This window comes from Bradyrhizobium denitrificans (assembly GCF_013179005.1).
GTDB lineage: Bacteria > Pseudomonadota > Alphaproteobacteria > Rhizobiales > Xanthobacteraceae > Bradyrhizobium > Bradyrhizobium denitrificans.
Window position 1 is genome coordinate 84,454 of record NZ_JABFDP010000006.1, and the last position, 15,080, is coordinate 99,533.

The 15,080-nt window shown below is 65.9% G+C and carries 17 protein-coding genes and 1 other RNA gene; 12 read left to right on the forward strand and 6 right to left on the reverse strand.

What is annotated here, in order from left to right; all coding sequences use genetic code 11:
- The first annotated feature begins 95 nt into the window (after positions 1–95).
- Together HL671_RS07755 and HL671_RS07760 are read left to right on the forward strand one after the other, a co-directional pair.
- Positions 96–446 (forward strand): DUF4164 domain-containing protein, encoded by a 351-nt coding sequence (locus HL671_RS07755; protein WP_172236143.1) that lies wholly within the window; start codon positions 96–98, stop codon positions 444–446.
- Positions 443–826 carry a cell division protein ZapA gene (locus tag HL671_RS07760; protein WP_012046741.1) on the forward strand — a complete coding sequence of 128 codons (384 nt, stop codon included), beginning with the start codon at positions 443–445 and terminating at the stop codon, positions 824–826. Before HL671_RS07755 ends, HL671_RS07760 begins: the two co-directional genes overlap by 4 nt.
- A gap of 179 nt (positions 827–1,005) precedes the next feature.
- Here the strand turns inward: HL671_RS07760 and HL671_RS07765 are convergent, their stop codons facing one another.
- A complete protein-coding gene (locus HL671_RS07765; RefSeq protein ID WP_172236061.1) occupies positions 1,006–1,392 on the reverse strand; it encodes an ester cyclase in 387 nt (128 codons plus the stop codon).
- A 68-nt stretch (positions 1,393–1,460) separates the two neighbouring features.
- Complete coding sequence (locus HL671_RS07770; protein ID WP_172236062.1) at positions 1,461–1,664, reverse strand: hypothetical protein; 204 nt, start codon at positions 1,662–1,664, stop codon at positions 1,461–1,463.
- 208 nt (positions 1,665–1,872) lie between these two features.
- Between HL671_RS07770 and HL671_RS07775 the strand changes: the two genes are divergently transcribed.
- Entirely contained in the window at positions 1,873–3,141 is a 1,269-nt protein-coding gene (locus HL671_RS07775) for a serine hydrolase domain-containing protein (protein ID WP_172236063.1), read from the forward strand.
- A 3-nt stretch (positions 3,142–3,144) separates the two neighbouring features.
- Entirely contained in the window at positions 3,145–3,786 is a 642-nt protein-coding gene (locus tag HL671_RS07780; RefSeq protein WP_172236064.1) for a glutathione S-transferase family protein, read from the forward strand.
- Between the two features lie 286 nt (positions 3,787–4,072).
- On the opposite strand, the gene HL671_RS07785 is transcribed toward HL671_RS07780, so the two are convergent.
- Together HL671_RS07785 and HL671_RS07790 are read right to left on the reverse strand one after the other, a co-directional pair.
- Positions 4,073–5,335: a TAXI family TRAP transporter solute-binding subunit gene (locus tag HL671_RS07785; protein WP_172236065.1), complete on the reverse strand. Its 1,263-nt coding sequence runs from the start codon at positions 5,333–5,335 to the stop codon at positions 4,073–4,075.
- A gap of 119 nt (positions 5,336–5,454) precedes the next feature.
- Positions 5,455–5,910, reverse strand: a complete 456-nt coding sequence (locus HL671_RS07790; RefSeq protein ID WP_012046736.1) for a DsrE family protein — start codon at positions 5,908–5,910, stop codon at positions 5,455–5,457.
- A gap of 514 nt (positions 5,911–6,424) precedes the next feature.
- On the opposite strand from HL671_RS07790, the gene ssrS reads away from it, so the two are divergent.
- From ssrS to HL671_RS07805, 3 genes are all read left to right on the forward strand, one after another.
- Positions 6,425–6,586, forward strand: a non-coding RNA gene (ssrS, locus tag HL671_RS07795) — 6S RNA.
- Positions 6,587–6,721: 135 nt separating this feature from the next.
- Positions 6,722–7,303 (forward strand): 5-formyltetrahydrofolate cyclo-ligase, encoded by a 582-nt coding sequence (locus HL671_RS07800; RefSeq protein ID WP_012046735.1) that lies wholly within the window; start codon positions 6,722–6,724, stop codon positions 7,301–7,303.
- Position 7,304: 1 nt separating this feature from the next.
- The gene (locus HL671_RS07805) at positions 7,305–8,129 is read left to right on the forward strand and encodes a TIGR00282 family metallophosphoesterase (RefSeq protein ID WP_012046734.1); all 825 of its coding nucleotides are present in this window, start codon (positions 7,305–7,307) and stop codon (positions 8,127–8,129) included.
- A gap of 10 nt (positions 8,130–8,139) precedes the next feature.
- On the opposite strand, the gene HL671_RS07810 is transcribed toward HL671_RS07805, so the two are convergent.
- On the reverse strand, positions 8,140–9,567 hold the full coding sequence (locus HL671_RS07810; RefSeq protein ID WP_012046733.1) for a methyl-accepting chemotaxis protein: 1,428 nt from the start codon (positions 9,565–9,567) through the stop codon (positions 8,140–8,142).
- Positions 9,568–9,624: 57 nt separating this feature from the next.
- On the reverse strand, positions 9,625–11,379 hold the full coding sequence (locus HL671_RS07815) for a methyl-accepting chemotaxis protein (RefSeq protein WP_012046732.1): 1,755 nt from the start codon (positions 11,377–11,379) through the stop codon (positions 9,625–9,627).
- A 221-nt stretch (positions 11,380–11,600) separates the two neighbouring features.
- Between HL671_RS07815 and HL671_RS07820 the strand changes: the two genes are divergently transcribed.
- From HL671_RS07820 to ruvB, 5 genes are all read left to right on the forward strand, one after another.
- The gene (locus HL671_RS07820; RefSeq protein ID WP_012046731.1) at positions 11,601–12,347 is read left to right on the forward strand and encodes a YebC/PmpR family DNA-binding transcriptional regulator; all 747 of its coding nucleotides are present in this window, start codon (positions 11,601–11,603) and stop codon (positions 12,345–12,347) included.
- A gap of 74 nt (positions 12,348–12,421) precedes the next feature.
- On the forward strand, positions 12,422–12,949 hold the full coding sequence (gene ruvC, locus HL671_RS07825) for a crossover junction endodeoxyribonuclease RuvC (RefSeq protein WP_172236066.1): 528 nt from the start codon (positions 12,422–12,424) through the stop codon (positions 12,947–12,949).
- Complete coding sequence (gene ruvA, locus HL671_RS07830) at positions 12,946–13,563, forward strand: Holliday junction branch migration protein RuvA (RefSeq protein WP_012046729.1); 618 nt, start codon at positions 12,946–12,948, stop codon at positions 13,561–13,563. The genes ruvC and ruvA overlap by 4 nt, the downstream gene beginning before the upstream one ends.
- Positions 13,564–13,609: 46 nt before the next feature.
- Positions 13,610–14,029 carry a cytidine deaminase gene (locus tag HL671_RS07835; protein WP_012046728.1) on the forward strand — a complete coding sequence of 140 codons (420 nt, stop codon included), beginning with the start codon at positions 13,610–13,612 and terminating at the stop codon, positions 14,027–14,029.
- The gene (ruvB, locus tag HL671_RS07840) at positions 14,026–15,072 is read left to right on the forward strand and encodes a Holliday junction branch migration DNA helicase RuvB (protein WP_012046727.1); all 1,047 of its coding nucleotides are present in this window, start codon (positions 14,026–14,028) and stop codon (positions 15,070–15,072) included. Before HL671_RS07835 ends, ruvB begins: the two co-directional genes overlap by 4 nt.
- Positions 15,073–15,080: the final 8 nt, after the last annotated feature.

A 15,080-nucleotide genomic window follows, 5' to 3' on the forward strand; every position in this document is an offset into this window, starting at 1 on the left:
TGGCTCGTCCAGCACGTAAGATTTTGCCCGTAAACGCTTGCCGGACAGCGGCTTTTGTCGCTATCCCGGCGATGGAAGGGCCTCGCATCCGCCTCATGAACGATCACCCTGCCAATCTTGCCGGTCAGGTGGAACCCGGCGCCGCCGATCTTGAGGCGGCGACGCGGCGCCTGATGACCGCGCTCGACGCGCTGGAGAGCGCGGTCGAGCGGCGGCGGGAGGCTGATCGGGACGAGGACGAGCTGGCGACGCGGATCCAGGCGCTCGGCGCCGATCGCTCCCGCCTCGCGGATGAACTCGACGGCTCGCTGATGAAAACGCGCCGGCTCGAGCGCACCAATCGCGAGATCGCCGAGCGCCTCGATAGCGCGATCGGCACCATTCGCGCGGTGCTCAATGGCGGCGACGCGCAGGACACGGCGCATCATGATGAGGATGACGAATGAGCCACATCAACGTCACCATCAACGGCCGCCAATATCGCATGGCCTGCGAGGAGGGCCAGGAGCTCAGGCTGCTGAAGCTCGCCGAGAGCCTCGAATCCCGCATCACCAATCTGCGCGGCAAGTTCGGCGAGATCGGTGACGCCAGGCTCACCGTGATGGCGGCGCTCACGGTGTGCGACGAACTGATCGACGCCAATCAGCGCGTGCAGATGCTGGAGCAGGAGCTCGAAGGCCTGCGCAATGTGCGCAACCAGTCCGCCGACCGCGCCCGCGCGACGCAGGTTGCCGTGGCCAAGGCGCTGAACGCCGCCGCCGAGCGCATCGAGCGCACCACGCAGGTGCTGAACCGCACGATCGGCGGTGGCGTGGCGATCGGGTAGGTTGCTACGACATACAACTGATCAGTTTGTCCAATCATCATTGACTTGCTCCGTCATTGCGAGCGCAGCGAAGCAATCCAGGGCCGAGCAAAGGCTCAGCATTGTTTCGCAGCACTCGCCATCAATGACAGAGCCAGATCCATCAGTGGCAGGATGGAATGTACGCTCGCGCCGTGGCCTCACAATTGCAGCTCGATCGCCGCCTTGTCGATGACCGACCACACCTCGGCGATCCTGCCCTCGCGGAATGCGTAGAACACGTGCTCGGCGAAGACGACGCGCCGGCCGTTGACGGGGAGGCCGAGAAACGTGCCGCGCGGCCGGCAATCGAAGCTCAGGATGCTCGCGACATGTGGCGGGTCTGATAGCAACAGGCGGATGTCGAAGCGAAGGTCTGGAATTTCGGCGAAATTGCCCATCAGCATGTCGTGATAGCCTGCGAGCCCGATCTGCCGCCCGTTGTGGACGACATGCTCGTGCACGAAATTGCCGAGCTGCGGCCAGTCCTGCGCGTTCAGGCACGCGATGTAGGCGCGATAGCGCGCGCCGAGTTCGGTTGCGGTCATGGCGCTAAGCTCTGTTCGAAACGTGAGTTAGCCAACATCTCGCAACCGCAACGGTTCCGGCGATGCGATCAGAGGCCCTCGATGATCGTTGCGATGGTTTGCAACGGGAATGCCGCCGCCACGGCGCCGATGACGAGGCCGACGGCCCCCAGCACAACGGCGCCGATCCAGCCGCCGGAGTGAAGACCTAAGGCGGCACCGACGAATGTGCCGGCCGCGATCGCGCAGACAGCCCAGATCGCGTGAAGGATGTGCCCGATCGTTCTCAGCATGCGTGATCCCGCGCGGCAGCGATCTCATCCGTCCTCGATGATTCGTCAGGTCGCGCGGCCATTGTGCAGCAGCGAAGCTGATCACATCGCCGCGATACGATCGTGTTGCAAACGCTTGTCGATCTCCGCGAGCTGACTTACTGCTTGCGTCAGCGGACCTGTCGAGTCCCGCAAGCATAAGCGGGGTCACCCGCATCAGGGAGGTTTCATGAAGACGCGGATCAAGGCGGCTGCGGCCATTGCCTTCACCATGATCGTCACGCCGCTCGCTGCCGCACCTCTGCCCGAAGCCAAGCCCGACGAGGTCGGCTTCTCGCAATCCGGCCTGGACCGCATGGACGCTTTCTTCGCCCGCGAGATCGCCGCCAAGCGCGTGCCCGGCGCCGTGGTGGCGATCGCGCGCGATGGCAAGCTGGTGCACTACAAGGCCTATGGCCAGCTCGATCCGGTCAAGGGCACGCCGATGCCGCTGGATGCGATCTTTGCCCTGGCCTCGATGACAAAGCCGATGGCGGCGGTCGGCGCGCTCACTTTGATGGAGCAGGGCCGGCTGCCGCTGCAGGCGAAGCTCGCCGATTATTATCCGGCGTTCGCGGACATGAAGGTCGGCGTGGTGCAGGAGGGCGGAGCGCTGCAGTTCGAGCCGCAGCGGCGCCCGATCCTGATCCATGATCTCTATCGCCACACTTCGGGCCTGATGTATGGCGGCCGGCCAGACAGCGCGAGCCCGGTGGCGCGGCTCTATCCGGACGGCATCGCGCCGGCGATCGAGGGCGACACCCAGGCCTTCATCGAGCGCCTCACCAAGCTGCCGCTGGCGCATCAGCCGGGCACGCAGTTCGAATATGGCTTCTCCATCGACGTGCTCGGCGCCGTCGTCGAGAAGGTCTCAGAGCAGCGGCTCGGCGACTATCTCTCCAACAATCTATGGAAGCCGCTCGGCATGGTCGATGCCACCTTCGCGCCGACCGAGGCGCAGCGGCCGCGGCTGGCGCGGCCGTTCCCGAACGATCCGCTCACCGGCAAGCCGCAGGCGATCAAGCTCCTGGACACGCCGACCAGGTCGGATTGCGGCGGCGCCTGTTCGTTTGCGACCATCGGCGACTACATCCGCTTCGGCCAGATGCTGCTCAATGGCGGCGAGCTCGACGATGTGCGCATCCTGAGCCCGAAGACAGTGCATCACATGACCTCCAACCATCTGGGACCGGAGATCAAGAACACCGTCGCCAATGTCGAGCCGCATCGCGCCGGCTTCGGCTTCGGCCTCAGCGTCGCCGTGCGCGTGAGCGAGGGCCTTTCTGCTGTCCCCGGCAATCCCGGCGAGTTCAGCTGGAACGGCGCCTTCGGCACGCAGTTCTTCTGCGATCCCAAGGAGCGCCTCGTTGTGGTGGTCGGCACGGCGGCGCCCGGGGACTTGCGCAAATATTATCGCGAGCAGGTGCAGGACATCGTCTATGGCGCGATGGTAAGGTAGCGCATGCTCACCGTTCATCATCTCGGAAAATCCCAATCCGAACGCATCGTCTGGCTCTGCGAGGAGCTGGAGATCCCCTACGATCTGAAATGTTACGCGCGCGACGCCAAGACCATCCTGGCGCCCGCGGAGTACAAGGCGCTGCATGCCATCGGCGCCGCGCCCGTCATCACCGACGGCGAGCTGCAACTCGCCGAGTCCGGGGCGATCGTCGAGTACATCACCGCGAAATACGCCCAGGGGCGCTTGCGGCCCGGTCCCGACGATCCCGGCTTTGCCCCGTTCCTGTATTGGTTTCACTTCGCCAACGGCACGCTGCAGGCGGCGATGGGGCGGCTGATGATCCTGAACCGGCTCAATCTGCCCGAGGACAATCCCATGCTGCTGGCGATGCGCGGGCGCGTCGATCGCGCCTTCGCCGCCGTCGAGGCGCGCTGCGGCGAGACGGATTATCTGGCCGGCAACGCGCTGACCACCGCCGACATCATGACCGTGTTCTCGCTGACCACGATGCGCTACTTCCTGCCCTACGACCTCGCGCCGTTCCCCAACATCCGCGGCTATCTGGCGCGGATCGGCGCGCGCCCCGCTTATCAGCGGGCCATGGCCAAGGGCGATCCGGGCATGGAGCTGTTGTTGAGCTGAGAAAAGTTGTTTGACGATCGCTCGTGCGGCAGGCGCGGTGCACCTCGCCCCGCTTGCGGGAAGAGGTCGGATTGCATCGCCAGATGCAATCCGGGTGAGGGGGGACAGGTCTCACCGCATGCACTTCCCGTGCGGCTGCCCCTCACCCCAACCCTCTCCCCGTAAGAACGGGGAGAGGGAGCTGACCGTCTCTGCCGTGATAGCTCGCTTTTCAGTTTCCACCTATCTGCTCGCATCGCTGCGATAAGCGATTGAGCGCCAGCTGGCATCGGATCACGTCGATCCCTCACTTCTGACGTTTGCGGCTCCAGTCCAGGAACGAGCGATACAGCTCCTCCTTCTCGGCCTTCGTCGTCGGCGCCTTGGCCTGCGAGGCCAGGAACGCCTCGAAGCGCTCCTGTTGCGACAGGCTGCCGGTTGCGGCCGGCGGCAGGCCGACATCGGCTTCCTTCCTCATGCGCTCCAGCACCGTCTCGACGTAGGGATAGCGTTGCCAGCCCGGCACCTGGGCGTCGAGATTGAGATCCTTCCAGCCCGGATGAAACGGCGGCTGCTGCAGGCGGGCGAGGTTGGTGAACAGCGTCTCGACGAAACGGTTGACGCGGTCGGCGCGGTCGCTGCCGGGCTTCCAATTGTAGACGGCGAGCACCGAAGGGACCGCGATCGTCTCGATCGAGGTATCTGGCGCGAGCAGCGCCGGATAGGTCTCGGCCTTGATCGCCGTGGGATAATAGAAGTCCGAGAACTGGCTGGTGTAGGGGATCGGCACGAAGTGAAAGCCCGGGTCGGCCGCCTTCATGCTGCTGAACACCTCGCCCGGCTTCGAGGCGACATAGACCATCGCCGCAATCTCGCCCTTGTGCAGCTTCTCCAGCGCGACCGGTCCGCCAACCGCGACCGGCTCGATGTCGATGCCAAGTCGCCGGAAGATCAGCGGGCCGGTATGCGCCGCGGCGACGCCGGCCGTGCCGACCGCAATCTTCTGGCCTCTGAGATCCTGCAGCGACTTGAACTCATTGCGTGCATAGATATGCACATCGGAGATGAAGAATCGCAGCACATAGCGGATGCGGTCGTTGATGTTGGCGAGCCCGGCCTGCCTCACATAAAAGTCGAACGCATCGGCATAGGTGATCGCGACGTCGACGCCGCGCAGATAGAGCAGGTCGGCGATGTTCGACGTCGTGCCGCGCGTCACCATCGGAATCAGGCGCATATTGTCGCCGTCATCCATCGTCCGCGCCATCTCGCTGGCGAAGCGCACGAAGCCGCCATCGGGCAGGCCCGCGGCGAGGCCGACGGTCCATTGGTTCATGCGCGTCTTGGTCGCGGTTTCGTCCGCTGCGCTGCGTGGCTCGGGCACACGCGCCTGCGCGGCCCGAGGCTCGACAGCCCGTCGTTCCGCCGTGCGGGCGGGCTTGAGGGAGAGCGGCGTCGCAGGCTGATCCCTGATGAGATCCTGAGCCAGCGCCACGGGCCCGGCAGTGAACAAGACAGCAGAGGTCAGCGCCAGCGCGATCAGCGCTGGACCAGCGGGCGTTCGACGCATGATGATCATCCCCGATCGCGTCTGCCCGCGTGTCCCCGTGAGCAGACTGATATGGCCGCTTCAATCTAAGGTCGTGTGAACGTGTGATATAAACCTGGCGGATTTGCGGCGACAGCTACCTAGGGTTTTAGGTAGCTCCAGCCGCTCTCTTGAAGTTCCATCAGCCTCACAGCGCCCGAGGGCACGAGGCTGGCTTCGGCGACGATCGCGATCGGGTGACCTTCGCGCTTCTCCATGCCGCGCTTGGTGATGTTGCAGGCGGAGAACTTGATCTTGGCGGGAAAGCTGAGCTCGGCGATCTGCTTGAGCCGGTCCTTCACCGGCGACGTGTCCTCGCGCAGCATGTTGAGCCCGGGCCCGTAGGTGACGAGCTCGATCTCGACCTCCTCGCCCTTCTCCTTGAAGGTCTCCATGATGTTGCTGGCGTTGTTGAGGGCCAGATTCATGATCGCCGGATCGTTCTGATCGACCTGGATCGCGACACGGTGAATCTTGACCTCGGCGCTGAGGCTCGCGCCCGCCGATGCGATCAACAGCGCGCAGGCCGCTGTGACTGTCCTGAGATCGAAGCGCATGCCAGTCTCCAATGGACGCTACAGATATGTACGCTACTGGGCATTGGTGGTCATGATCCGGCACAACCACTGCTGCAATCGTTGAGCCTCAATCATGGCGACACTATGCGCGGCTTGTGCCGCGCTGCCTCGCTGGCAGCCTCGCGGGACAGCGGAATGTATGGCGGCCTCGCGTCGTCGCGATACCGGCCTTCTCGCACGGCCCCTTTGCACAACGGGCAATCCGCGTCGGCTCTGCCGTGATCGGCCCGACCGTCGCAAACCCACAACTGTCATTGTCCGCGAAAGCGGGCGATCCAGTACGCCGCGGCCTCTCGGCTCCGTCACCGCGGCCTCGGAGTATTGGGGCGCCCGGTCACGTCTTCGCCTTCGACGCGGCCGCCATGAGCCCCCGGGGCGCGCCGAAGCTTGAGCGAAGGCTGCAACCCGGGCCACGACAGCGAGTTGCAGGCCTAGTCTCGCCTTATCACGTCCACCGCTGGCAAAATCACCCCGCGATGGTTACATTGGCTCGGCGAGGCTGCGACGCGCGTCCGGAACCAACATATCCCCGGGGCCTTATCGATCCTTTAGGGAACTGTCCCTGGCCAGGTCCGTGGACCTGGACATATGGTGCCCACCTACTTTCGTAGGGAACTCCGGGATCGAGCGTTTCAACGGCGATTGCGGCTTCGCGCTTCACTCTCTTCCCTCATCTCTCTGCCCTCATTTCTCTGTTCTCCGTCCCCATCGGTTGCCGGTCCCCAGCGTTTCTGAGAACGTTCGATCGCCCGCCGTCCGCGGGCCTCCCCGGAGGTCACGTCGCATGCCGATGAAGGCCGCACAGCAGTCCAAGCAGCAGTTGCGAGCCAACGCGCTTGCCGCGCGCGATGCGCTGAGCGAGGATGCCCGCAAGGCGGCCGCAGCGACGATTGCCGCCCGCGGCCTGCCGTTCGCGCTGCAGCCGGGCGCCGTCGTCGCCGGCTATGTCGCGATTCGCAGCGAGCTCGATCCGGCCCCCCTGATGCTGAGACTTGCCGCCGCCGGGGCCCGGCTGGCGCTGCCGGCGATCACCGCGCGGGGCCACGCGCTGACCTTCCGGGCCTTCGCGCCGGACGATCGGCTGGTGATGGGGTCGCTTGGCATCCCCGAACCGTCGCCGGCCGCCGCCGAGCTGATCCCGAACGTCATGCTGGTGCCGCTCGCGGCCTTCGACCGCGCCGGCCACCGCATCGGCTATGGCGGCGGCTACTACGACTACACCTTTTCGCACCTGCGGAAGGCGCATCATGTCATCGGCGTCGGTCTCGGTTTCGCCATCCAGGAAACCGCTGCGGTGCCGGCCCTGGCCCACGACGCCGCGCTGGATTATGTGCTAACCGAACGCGAGACCTTCGATTTCCGGAGCAAATGAATTGCGAATTCTGTTTGTCGGCGACGTGGTCGGCCGGGCCGGCCGCAGCGCCGTCTCTGACCACCTTCCAGGCCTGATCCGCGACTGGGCGCTCGATCTCGTCATCGTCAATGGCGAGAACGCGGCCGGCGGTTTCGGCATCACCGAGGCGATCTATCAGGAACTGGTCGATGCCGGAGCGGACGCGGTCACGCTCGGCAATCACTCCTGGGATCAGCGCGAGGCGCTGGTGTTCATCGAGCGGGCGCCGCGCCTGGTGCGTCCCGCGAACTATCCGCCGGGCACCCCCGGGCGCGGCGCCGCGCTGGTCGAGGCCAAGAACGGCGCGCGGGCGCTGGTGGTCAACGTGCTCGGCCGCGTGTTCATGACGCCATTCGACGATCCGTTCGCGGCGATCGGCCGCGAGCTCGGCGCTTGCCCGTTGCGCGAGGCGGCGGACGCGATCGTGGTCGACGTGCATTGCGAGGCGTCGAGCGAGAAGCAGGGGCTCGGCCATTTCTGCGACGGCCGCGCCAGTCTCGTGGTCGGTACCCACACCCATGTGCCGACCGCCGATCACCAGATCCTGCCCGGCGGCACCGCCTACATGACCGATGCCGGCATGACCGGCGATTACGACTCCATCATCGGCATGCAGAAGGACGAGCCGCTGCGCCGCTTCCAGTCCGGCATCCCGTCGGCGCGGTTCGAGCCGGCGATGGGCGAGGCCACCCTGAGCGGTGTGGCGGTCGAGACCGATGATGCGACCGGGCTGGCCGTCAAGATCGCGCCGTTGCGCATCGGCGGACGATTGTCCCCGGCCAGGCCTCCCTTCTGGGGCGCGTGAGGCACCGCGCCTAGCTGTGGCGGAAGCCCATCCGGAATGCGCCCCAATGACGGCCCTTGATGAAGATCGGCGCCGAAAGGTCCTTCATCAGCACGAATTGGCCGCCGCCCATGTCGCGCCGATAGGTCTGCAGCAGGAACGGCTTGTTGCTCGCCGCGGCGACCTTCTTCACGGCCCGATCCTCGAACAGGCGGCGATTGCGGCAATTGGCGTTGTTCCAGACCGGGTCGGGCCCCTGCGGCTTGCGGTAGTTCGGATTGTGGGTCGGCAGATAGCCGCCCCGCGCCCAGGCGACGCAGAACACGATGCGCGGGTCGGTGCTCTGCAGCGGATCCTGAATTGGCGGCAGAACGCGGTCGGTGAAGTCGACATAGCGCGTCATGAATTGCTTGGGATTGGTGCCCGGAATCTCGCGATAGTTCTCGTCCATCAGGTCGGCGAGCGAGATCTCGCCGCGATCGACGGCGGCCTCGAACACCGCGGAGATCTGCTTTGCGGTCTCGACGACGGCCTTGATCAGCGGCGCATCGGCGGTCTGCACGCCGCTCTCGGCGATCAGTCCGATCAGCGCCTCGGAACTGTCGAGCAGCTTGGCAATGCGGGCGTCGGCTTGCTTGAGCTCGATCGAGGACTGATCGACACCCTTGGCAAGCTCGTTGAGCTCGCTGATCACAGCGTCGCAATGCGCGAGGTTGGAGGTCGCGGCCTTGGCTACGCCGTCGATTTCCTGGCCGACGCTGGTGAAGCCGTCCTGGACGCGGACGATGATGCCGCCGATCTGCTGGGCGCCTTCGCCCGCGGTCTTGGCTCGCGAGGAGGCTTGGCCGCTCTCGCCGAGCAGGTTCTTCACCTGGGAATCGAGTCCCCGCAGCGTGTCGCCGATCTGCTGCGTGGCCTGGCGGGTCGCCTCGGCGAGCGATTTCACCTCGCTCGCGACCACAGCGAAGCCGCGGCCGGCGCTGCCGGCGCGCGCCGCCTCGATCGTGGCATTGAGGGCGAGCAGGTTGGTCTGCTTGGCGATCGCCTCGATCGCCACCGACACTTTGGCGACCTGCGACAGCGCATCGCCCACCGAACCGAGCCGCTGCTCGATGCGCTCGACCGAATCCACCAGCTCGGCGATGTGGCGCACCGCGGCATCGACGACGCTGCGCGATTGCGCGATATCGCCGACCGCCGCCGACGTGGCCGATTGCACCGCCTGCGAGGCGGTGGCGATGTCGTGATTGGCCGCCACCATCGTCTTGGCGGTCGTCTGCAGATGGCCGAACCGCTGCGACTGGTAGCTGAACCGGTTGGCGACCTCCTGCACATTGCCAGCGACATCGGCGAGCTCGACGCCGAGCCCGCCAATGCGGTCGGCGATTTCGTCGATGAGGCGTTCGGCGCCCCAGCGCGCATCGTGACTTTCCAGGATTGCGCGTTGCGCGACGGACATTTCCAGGCTCCCAGCATTATGCTTATTAAGAGGATTGTCGGCGGATCTCAGCTCGATTTACAGCTTGTAGGCAGTCCTAAAGCCACCCCAGTGCCGGCCGCGGACGCGGATCGGCACGTCGATTTCGCGCATCATGACGGTGTTGCCGTTGCCCATGTCGCGGGCATAGCTCTGGATCAGATAAGGTCGCTGGTTGCGGCCGGCGGCGAGGCCGGCCGCATCATTGAAGATTCGGCGGTTGCGGCTGTTGGCGGTGTTGAAGGCCACGTCCCCCGGCCGCTGCGGGTGCGAATAGATCCTGTTGTGCACCGGAAGGTAGCCGTTGCGGTCGATCGCGACACAGAATGCCATCCGCGCATCCTTGGCCAGGAAGGCCTCCTGGAACGGCGGCAAAGCGCGGTCGGCCCAGTCGAGAATGCGGCTGCGGTGCTGCTGTGGATTGGTGCCGGCGATTTCGACATAGTTCGTATCGAACATGTCCTCGAGGGTGATTTCGCCGTTCTTGACTGCGTTCTCGAAAATCCGGTTCAGCTCGGTGCCGGCCTCCATCGCACGGGCAACGAATTCGTTGTTCTCCTCGTGCAGCGCCCAGAGCTTGTCCTCGATCTTCTCGCGCAGCTCGGCGTTCGGCGCATCGAACCGCGCCTGGGCGCCAGCCTTGACCTGCTCGGTCACGCGCAGCCGGCAGGGGCCGACATCCTCCAGCACGGCGTCGAAACGCTCGTTCACCGGCAGGCGGCTCGCCTCAGGTCCGGTGATCAGCATGCCATCGTTGGAGATCTCATAGACAGGGACGCTGAGACTGCGCGCGCCGGATTTGATCTCGAGGCTGAGATGGCAGGGCAGGCGCTCATTGCCGCTGCGGGCAACGCGATTGCCCTGGCGCAGCAGCACCGCGCAGCGCGCCTTCAGCTTCTGCGCGTGCATCTTCACCGCGCGGCCGGCGCTGGTGACGCTTTCGCCATAGCTCTCCGCCTGCTTGGTGGCGGTGCCGATGTCGGCGGCACTGTCCACGACCGAGGCGATGAATTGCGACGCCTGCGCCGCATTGCCGGACATCTCGCCGGTGGTCTGGTTCTGCTCGGCCACCGCGCCGTTGACATTGGTGAACACCGGGCGGATCGCATCGATCGCCTGCGCGATGCGGTGCACGGCGTCGGCGGAGCCGGCGGCGTCTTTCTGCAGCGCCTCGATCTTGCGGGTAATCTCCTCGGTCGCATTCTGGGTCTGGATGGCCAGCGCCTTGACCTCGGTCGCGACCACCGCAAAGCCGCGGCCGGCGTCGCCGGCCCGCGCGGCCTCGATGGTCGAGTTGAGGGCGAGCAGGGTGGTCTGGCGGGCGATCTGGGAGATCAGGTTGACGACATTGCCGATCGCGGCCGAGGATTCGCGCAGCCGGTCGACATTGGCGCGTGCCTCGCTCGCGGCAGCGCTGGCCTGGTCGGCGAGTTGGCCTGCATCCTGGACCTGTGCGCGGATGCCATGCGCCGACTGGGTCACCTTCTCGGCCGCCTGGGCAAAGGTCGCGGCCGTCCCCTGGGCGGCGCTGCTGCGGCCGGTCAGGGCGTCCGCGCGCTGGCGGATGTCGGTCAGTGTCCCCGCGGTCGCCTCGGCACCGCTGGCGACGGCGTTCGCGGCGCGTTCCAGCTGACGGATCATCCCGCCGAGTTCCAGCTCCAGCAGGTCGAGAATCGCGCTCGCCGAATCGCCGTCCGCTCCGGCCGGCGTCTCAACGACGGCGATCGGCTTCAGGGCGACCTCCGCCTTCGTCTCGGGCGCAGGGGCACGTCGTGCAAGAAAACCAAACGCCATGGGAAGGTACCCCGGTGCGCGTGAAAAGGTGCAGATAGGCTGATATCCTTGCACTTCGGCGTGAAGCGATGGTTAAATTCCGCCTTACGGTGCAAGGCCACCAGCTGCATGCCGTCGGTTGCACCGCCCCTTGAATCCGCTCCAAATCTTTGATTTTGACGAGTCATCGGCCTATAAGGCCGCGCTTCCCACTGACCTCAGACCCTTCCAAGAGACCTCGCATGGCCGGCCATTCCCAATTTAAAAACATCATGCATCGCAAGGGCCGGCAGGATGCGATGAAGTCCAAGCTGTTCGGCAAGCTGGCGCGCGAAATCACCGTCGCGGCCAAGCTCGGCACGCCCGATCCGGCGATGAACCCGCGTTTGCGGGCCGCCGTGGTCGCCGCCCGCGCCGAGAACATGCCCAAGGACAATATCGAGCGCGCGATCAAGAAGGCGCTCGGCGGCGAGGGTGAGAACTATGCCGAGATCCGCTACGAGGGCTACGGCCCTGGCGGTGTCGCCGTCATCGTCGAGGCGCTGACCGACAACCGCAACCGCGCGGCCTCCGACATCCGCTCCTACTTCACCAAATCGGGCGGCAATCTCGGCGAAACCGGCTCGGTCTCGTTCATGTTCGACCGCGTTGGCATCATCGAATTCGACCGCAGCGTCGCCTCCGACGATGCGGTGCTGGACGCGGCGATCGAGGCCGGCGCCGACGACGTGATCTCGGGCGAGGGCGGCCACGAGGTCTATGCGTCGCCGGACAGCTTCCATGAGGTCGCCAAGAACCTCGAAGCCAAGTTCGGCGAGCCGCGCAAGGCGGCGCTGACGTGGAAACCGCAGAACACAGTGTCGGTGGACGACGAGACCGGCGAGAAGCTGCTGAAGCTGATGGACCTTCTGAACGAGCACGACGACGTTCAGAACGTCTACGCCAATTTCGAGATCTCGGACGCGCTGATGGCGAAAATGGGCGGTTGACGGACGCTTAACCACGTCGCTGCCGCTGTTCCGTTTATGTTTCCATCGGTGTGGCGCGAGGCTATCTCTAACGCATGAAAGCCCAGCCGATTCGCGCCGCCGTCCGCATCATCGGGATCGATCCCGGCCTCCGCCGCACCGGCTGGGGCGTGATCGAGAGCGAGGGCAACCGGCTGATCTATGTCGGCTGTGGGTCGGTCGAGCCGCCCGACGACCTGCCGCTGGCGAACCGGTTGCTAGCGATCCACGAGGGGCTCTCAGCGGTGCTTGGCCGCTACACCCCGATGGAGGCCGCGGTCGAACAGACCTTCGTCAACAAGGACGGCGTCGCCACCCTCAAGCTTGGCCAGGCTCGCGGCATCGCCATGCTGGCGCCGGCGATGTTCGGAATTTCCGTCGCTGAATACGCCCCCAACCAGGTCAAGAAGACCGTCGTCGGCGCCGGACACGCCGACAAGGGCCAGATCGCGGTGATGCTGAAGATCCTGCTGCCCAAGGCCGAGCCGCCGTCGGCGGACGCCGCGGATGCGCTCGCCATCGCCATCACCCACGCCCATCACCGCCAGGGCCAGGCGCTGCGGATGAAGGTGGCCGGACTATGATCGGCAAGCTCAAGGGCCTGATCGATTCCTATGCCGAGGATTTCGTGATCCTCGACGTCGGCGGCGTCGGCTATCAGGTGCACTGCTCGGCGCGCACCTTGCAGGCCTTGCCGTCGCCGGGTGAAGCCGCCACATTGTCGATCGAGACCTATGTGCGCGAGGACCAGATCAAGCTGTTCGGTTTTCGCTCGGATGTCGAACGGGAATGGTTTCGCCTTTTGCAGACCGTGCAGGGCGTCGGCGCCAAGGTCGCTCTCGCCGTCCTCGGCACCCTGCCGCCGGCCGATCTCGCCAACGCCATTGCGTTGCGCGACAAGGCCGCGGTGGCGCGGACGCCGGGCGTTGGTCCCAAAGTCGCCGAGCGCATCGTGACCGAGCTGAAGGACAAGGCTCCGGCCTTTGCCGATGTCGATCCAGGCGTTATCAGGTTGTCCGGCGCAATCGAGGACTCCCGCGCGCCGCAACCGATCGCGGATGCGATCTCCGCGCTCATCAATCTCGGCTATGGCCAGCCGCAGGCGGCCGCGGCCATCGCCGCCGCCTCGCGGGCCGCCGGCGACAAGGCCGAGACCGCGCAACTCATCCGTCTCGGTCTCAAAGAGCTGGCGAAATAAGCTATCGTTGCCGCGCCGGGCGAGCAGAAGGGCAGATGTTTTCCTCATGGTGAGCAAGAAGGACAAGGAGCTGATCGAGGCCGCCGCAGCCGCGGTCAGGAGCCGCTACCGCAACGAATGGCAGGAGGTCGGCGCGGCCATGCGCACCCGCGACGGCCGTATCATCACCGGCGTCAACATCGACGCCTATCTCGGCCGCAATGCCGTCTGCGCCGAGGCCATCGCCATCGGCCGCGCCATCACCGAGCACGGTGATCATGGCATCGAGACCATCGTCGCGGTGCGCCATCCGAAGCCCGGCGAGCCCGGCGAGGTCGCGGTGGTCTCGCCCTGCGGCACCTGCCGCGAACTGATCCATGACTACGATGCCAAAGCGCGCGTGATCGTGCCATCGAACGGCGCCGGGCCTGAGGTCGTTACCATCGGCGAGCTGCTGCCCAACAAGTACAAGCGCGGCAGCAAATGAAGCCGCCCGCGCGCATGGTCAGCCCGGAGCGGCGCTCCGACGATGTCGGCGACACCGCGCTGCGTCCGCAGCAGCTCTCTGAGTTCGTCGGCCAGCAGCAGGCGCGCGCCAATTTGTCGATCTTCATCGAGGCGGCGCGCAAGCGCGGCGAGGCGCTCGACCATGTGCTGTTCGTCGGCCCTCCCGGTCTCGGCAAGACCACGCTGGCGCAGATCGTCGCGCGGGAGCTCGGCGTCGGTTTTCGTGCGACGTCGGGACCCGTGATCGCCAAGGCCGGCGATCTCGCGGCGCTGCTCACCAATCTCGAAGAGCGCGACGTGTTGTTCATCGACGAGATCCATCGCCTGAGCCCGGCGGTCGAGGAGGTGCTCTATCCGGCGATGGAGGATTTCCAGCTCGACCTCATCATCGGCGAAGGACCGGCGGCGCGCTCGGTCAAGATCGACCTGGCGAAGTTCACGCTGGTGGGCGCGACCACGCGCGCAGGCCTGCTGACCAATCCGCTGCGTGACCGTTTCGGCATCCCGATCCGGCTGAACTTCTACACGGTGGAGGAGCTCGAGGGCATCGTCACGCGCGGCGCCCGCGTGCTCGGGGTCGGCATGACCGCCGACGGCGCCAACGAGATCGCCCGTCGCGCCCGCGGCACGCCGCGCATCGCCGGCCGCCTGCTGCGCCGGGTCCGCGACTTCGCCTCGGCGGCGAACGCGGACGCGATCGATCGTGCGATTGCCGATCACGCGTTGAGCGCGCTGGAGGTCGACGCCGCCGGGCTCGATGCGATGGACCGGCGCTATCTCACGACCATCGCGCTGAACTACGGCGGCGGCCCGGTCGGCGTCGAGACCATGGCGGCGGCGCTGTCGGAGCCGCGCGACGCCATCGAGGACATCATCGAGCCCTATCTCATCCAGTGCGGCTATCTGCAGCGCACCCCGCGCGGCCGGCTCTTGACCTCACATGCGTTCCGTCATCTCGGCATGGCCGAGCCCAGCCGCGATGCCAGCCAGTTCGGCCTGTTCGGCAGCGAGGACGATGCTTAACGAAACTG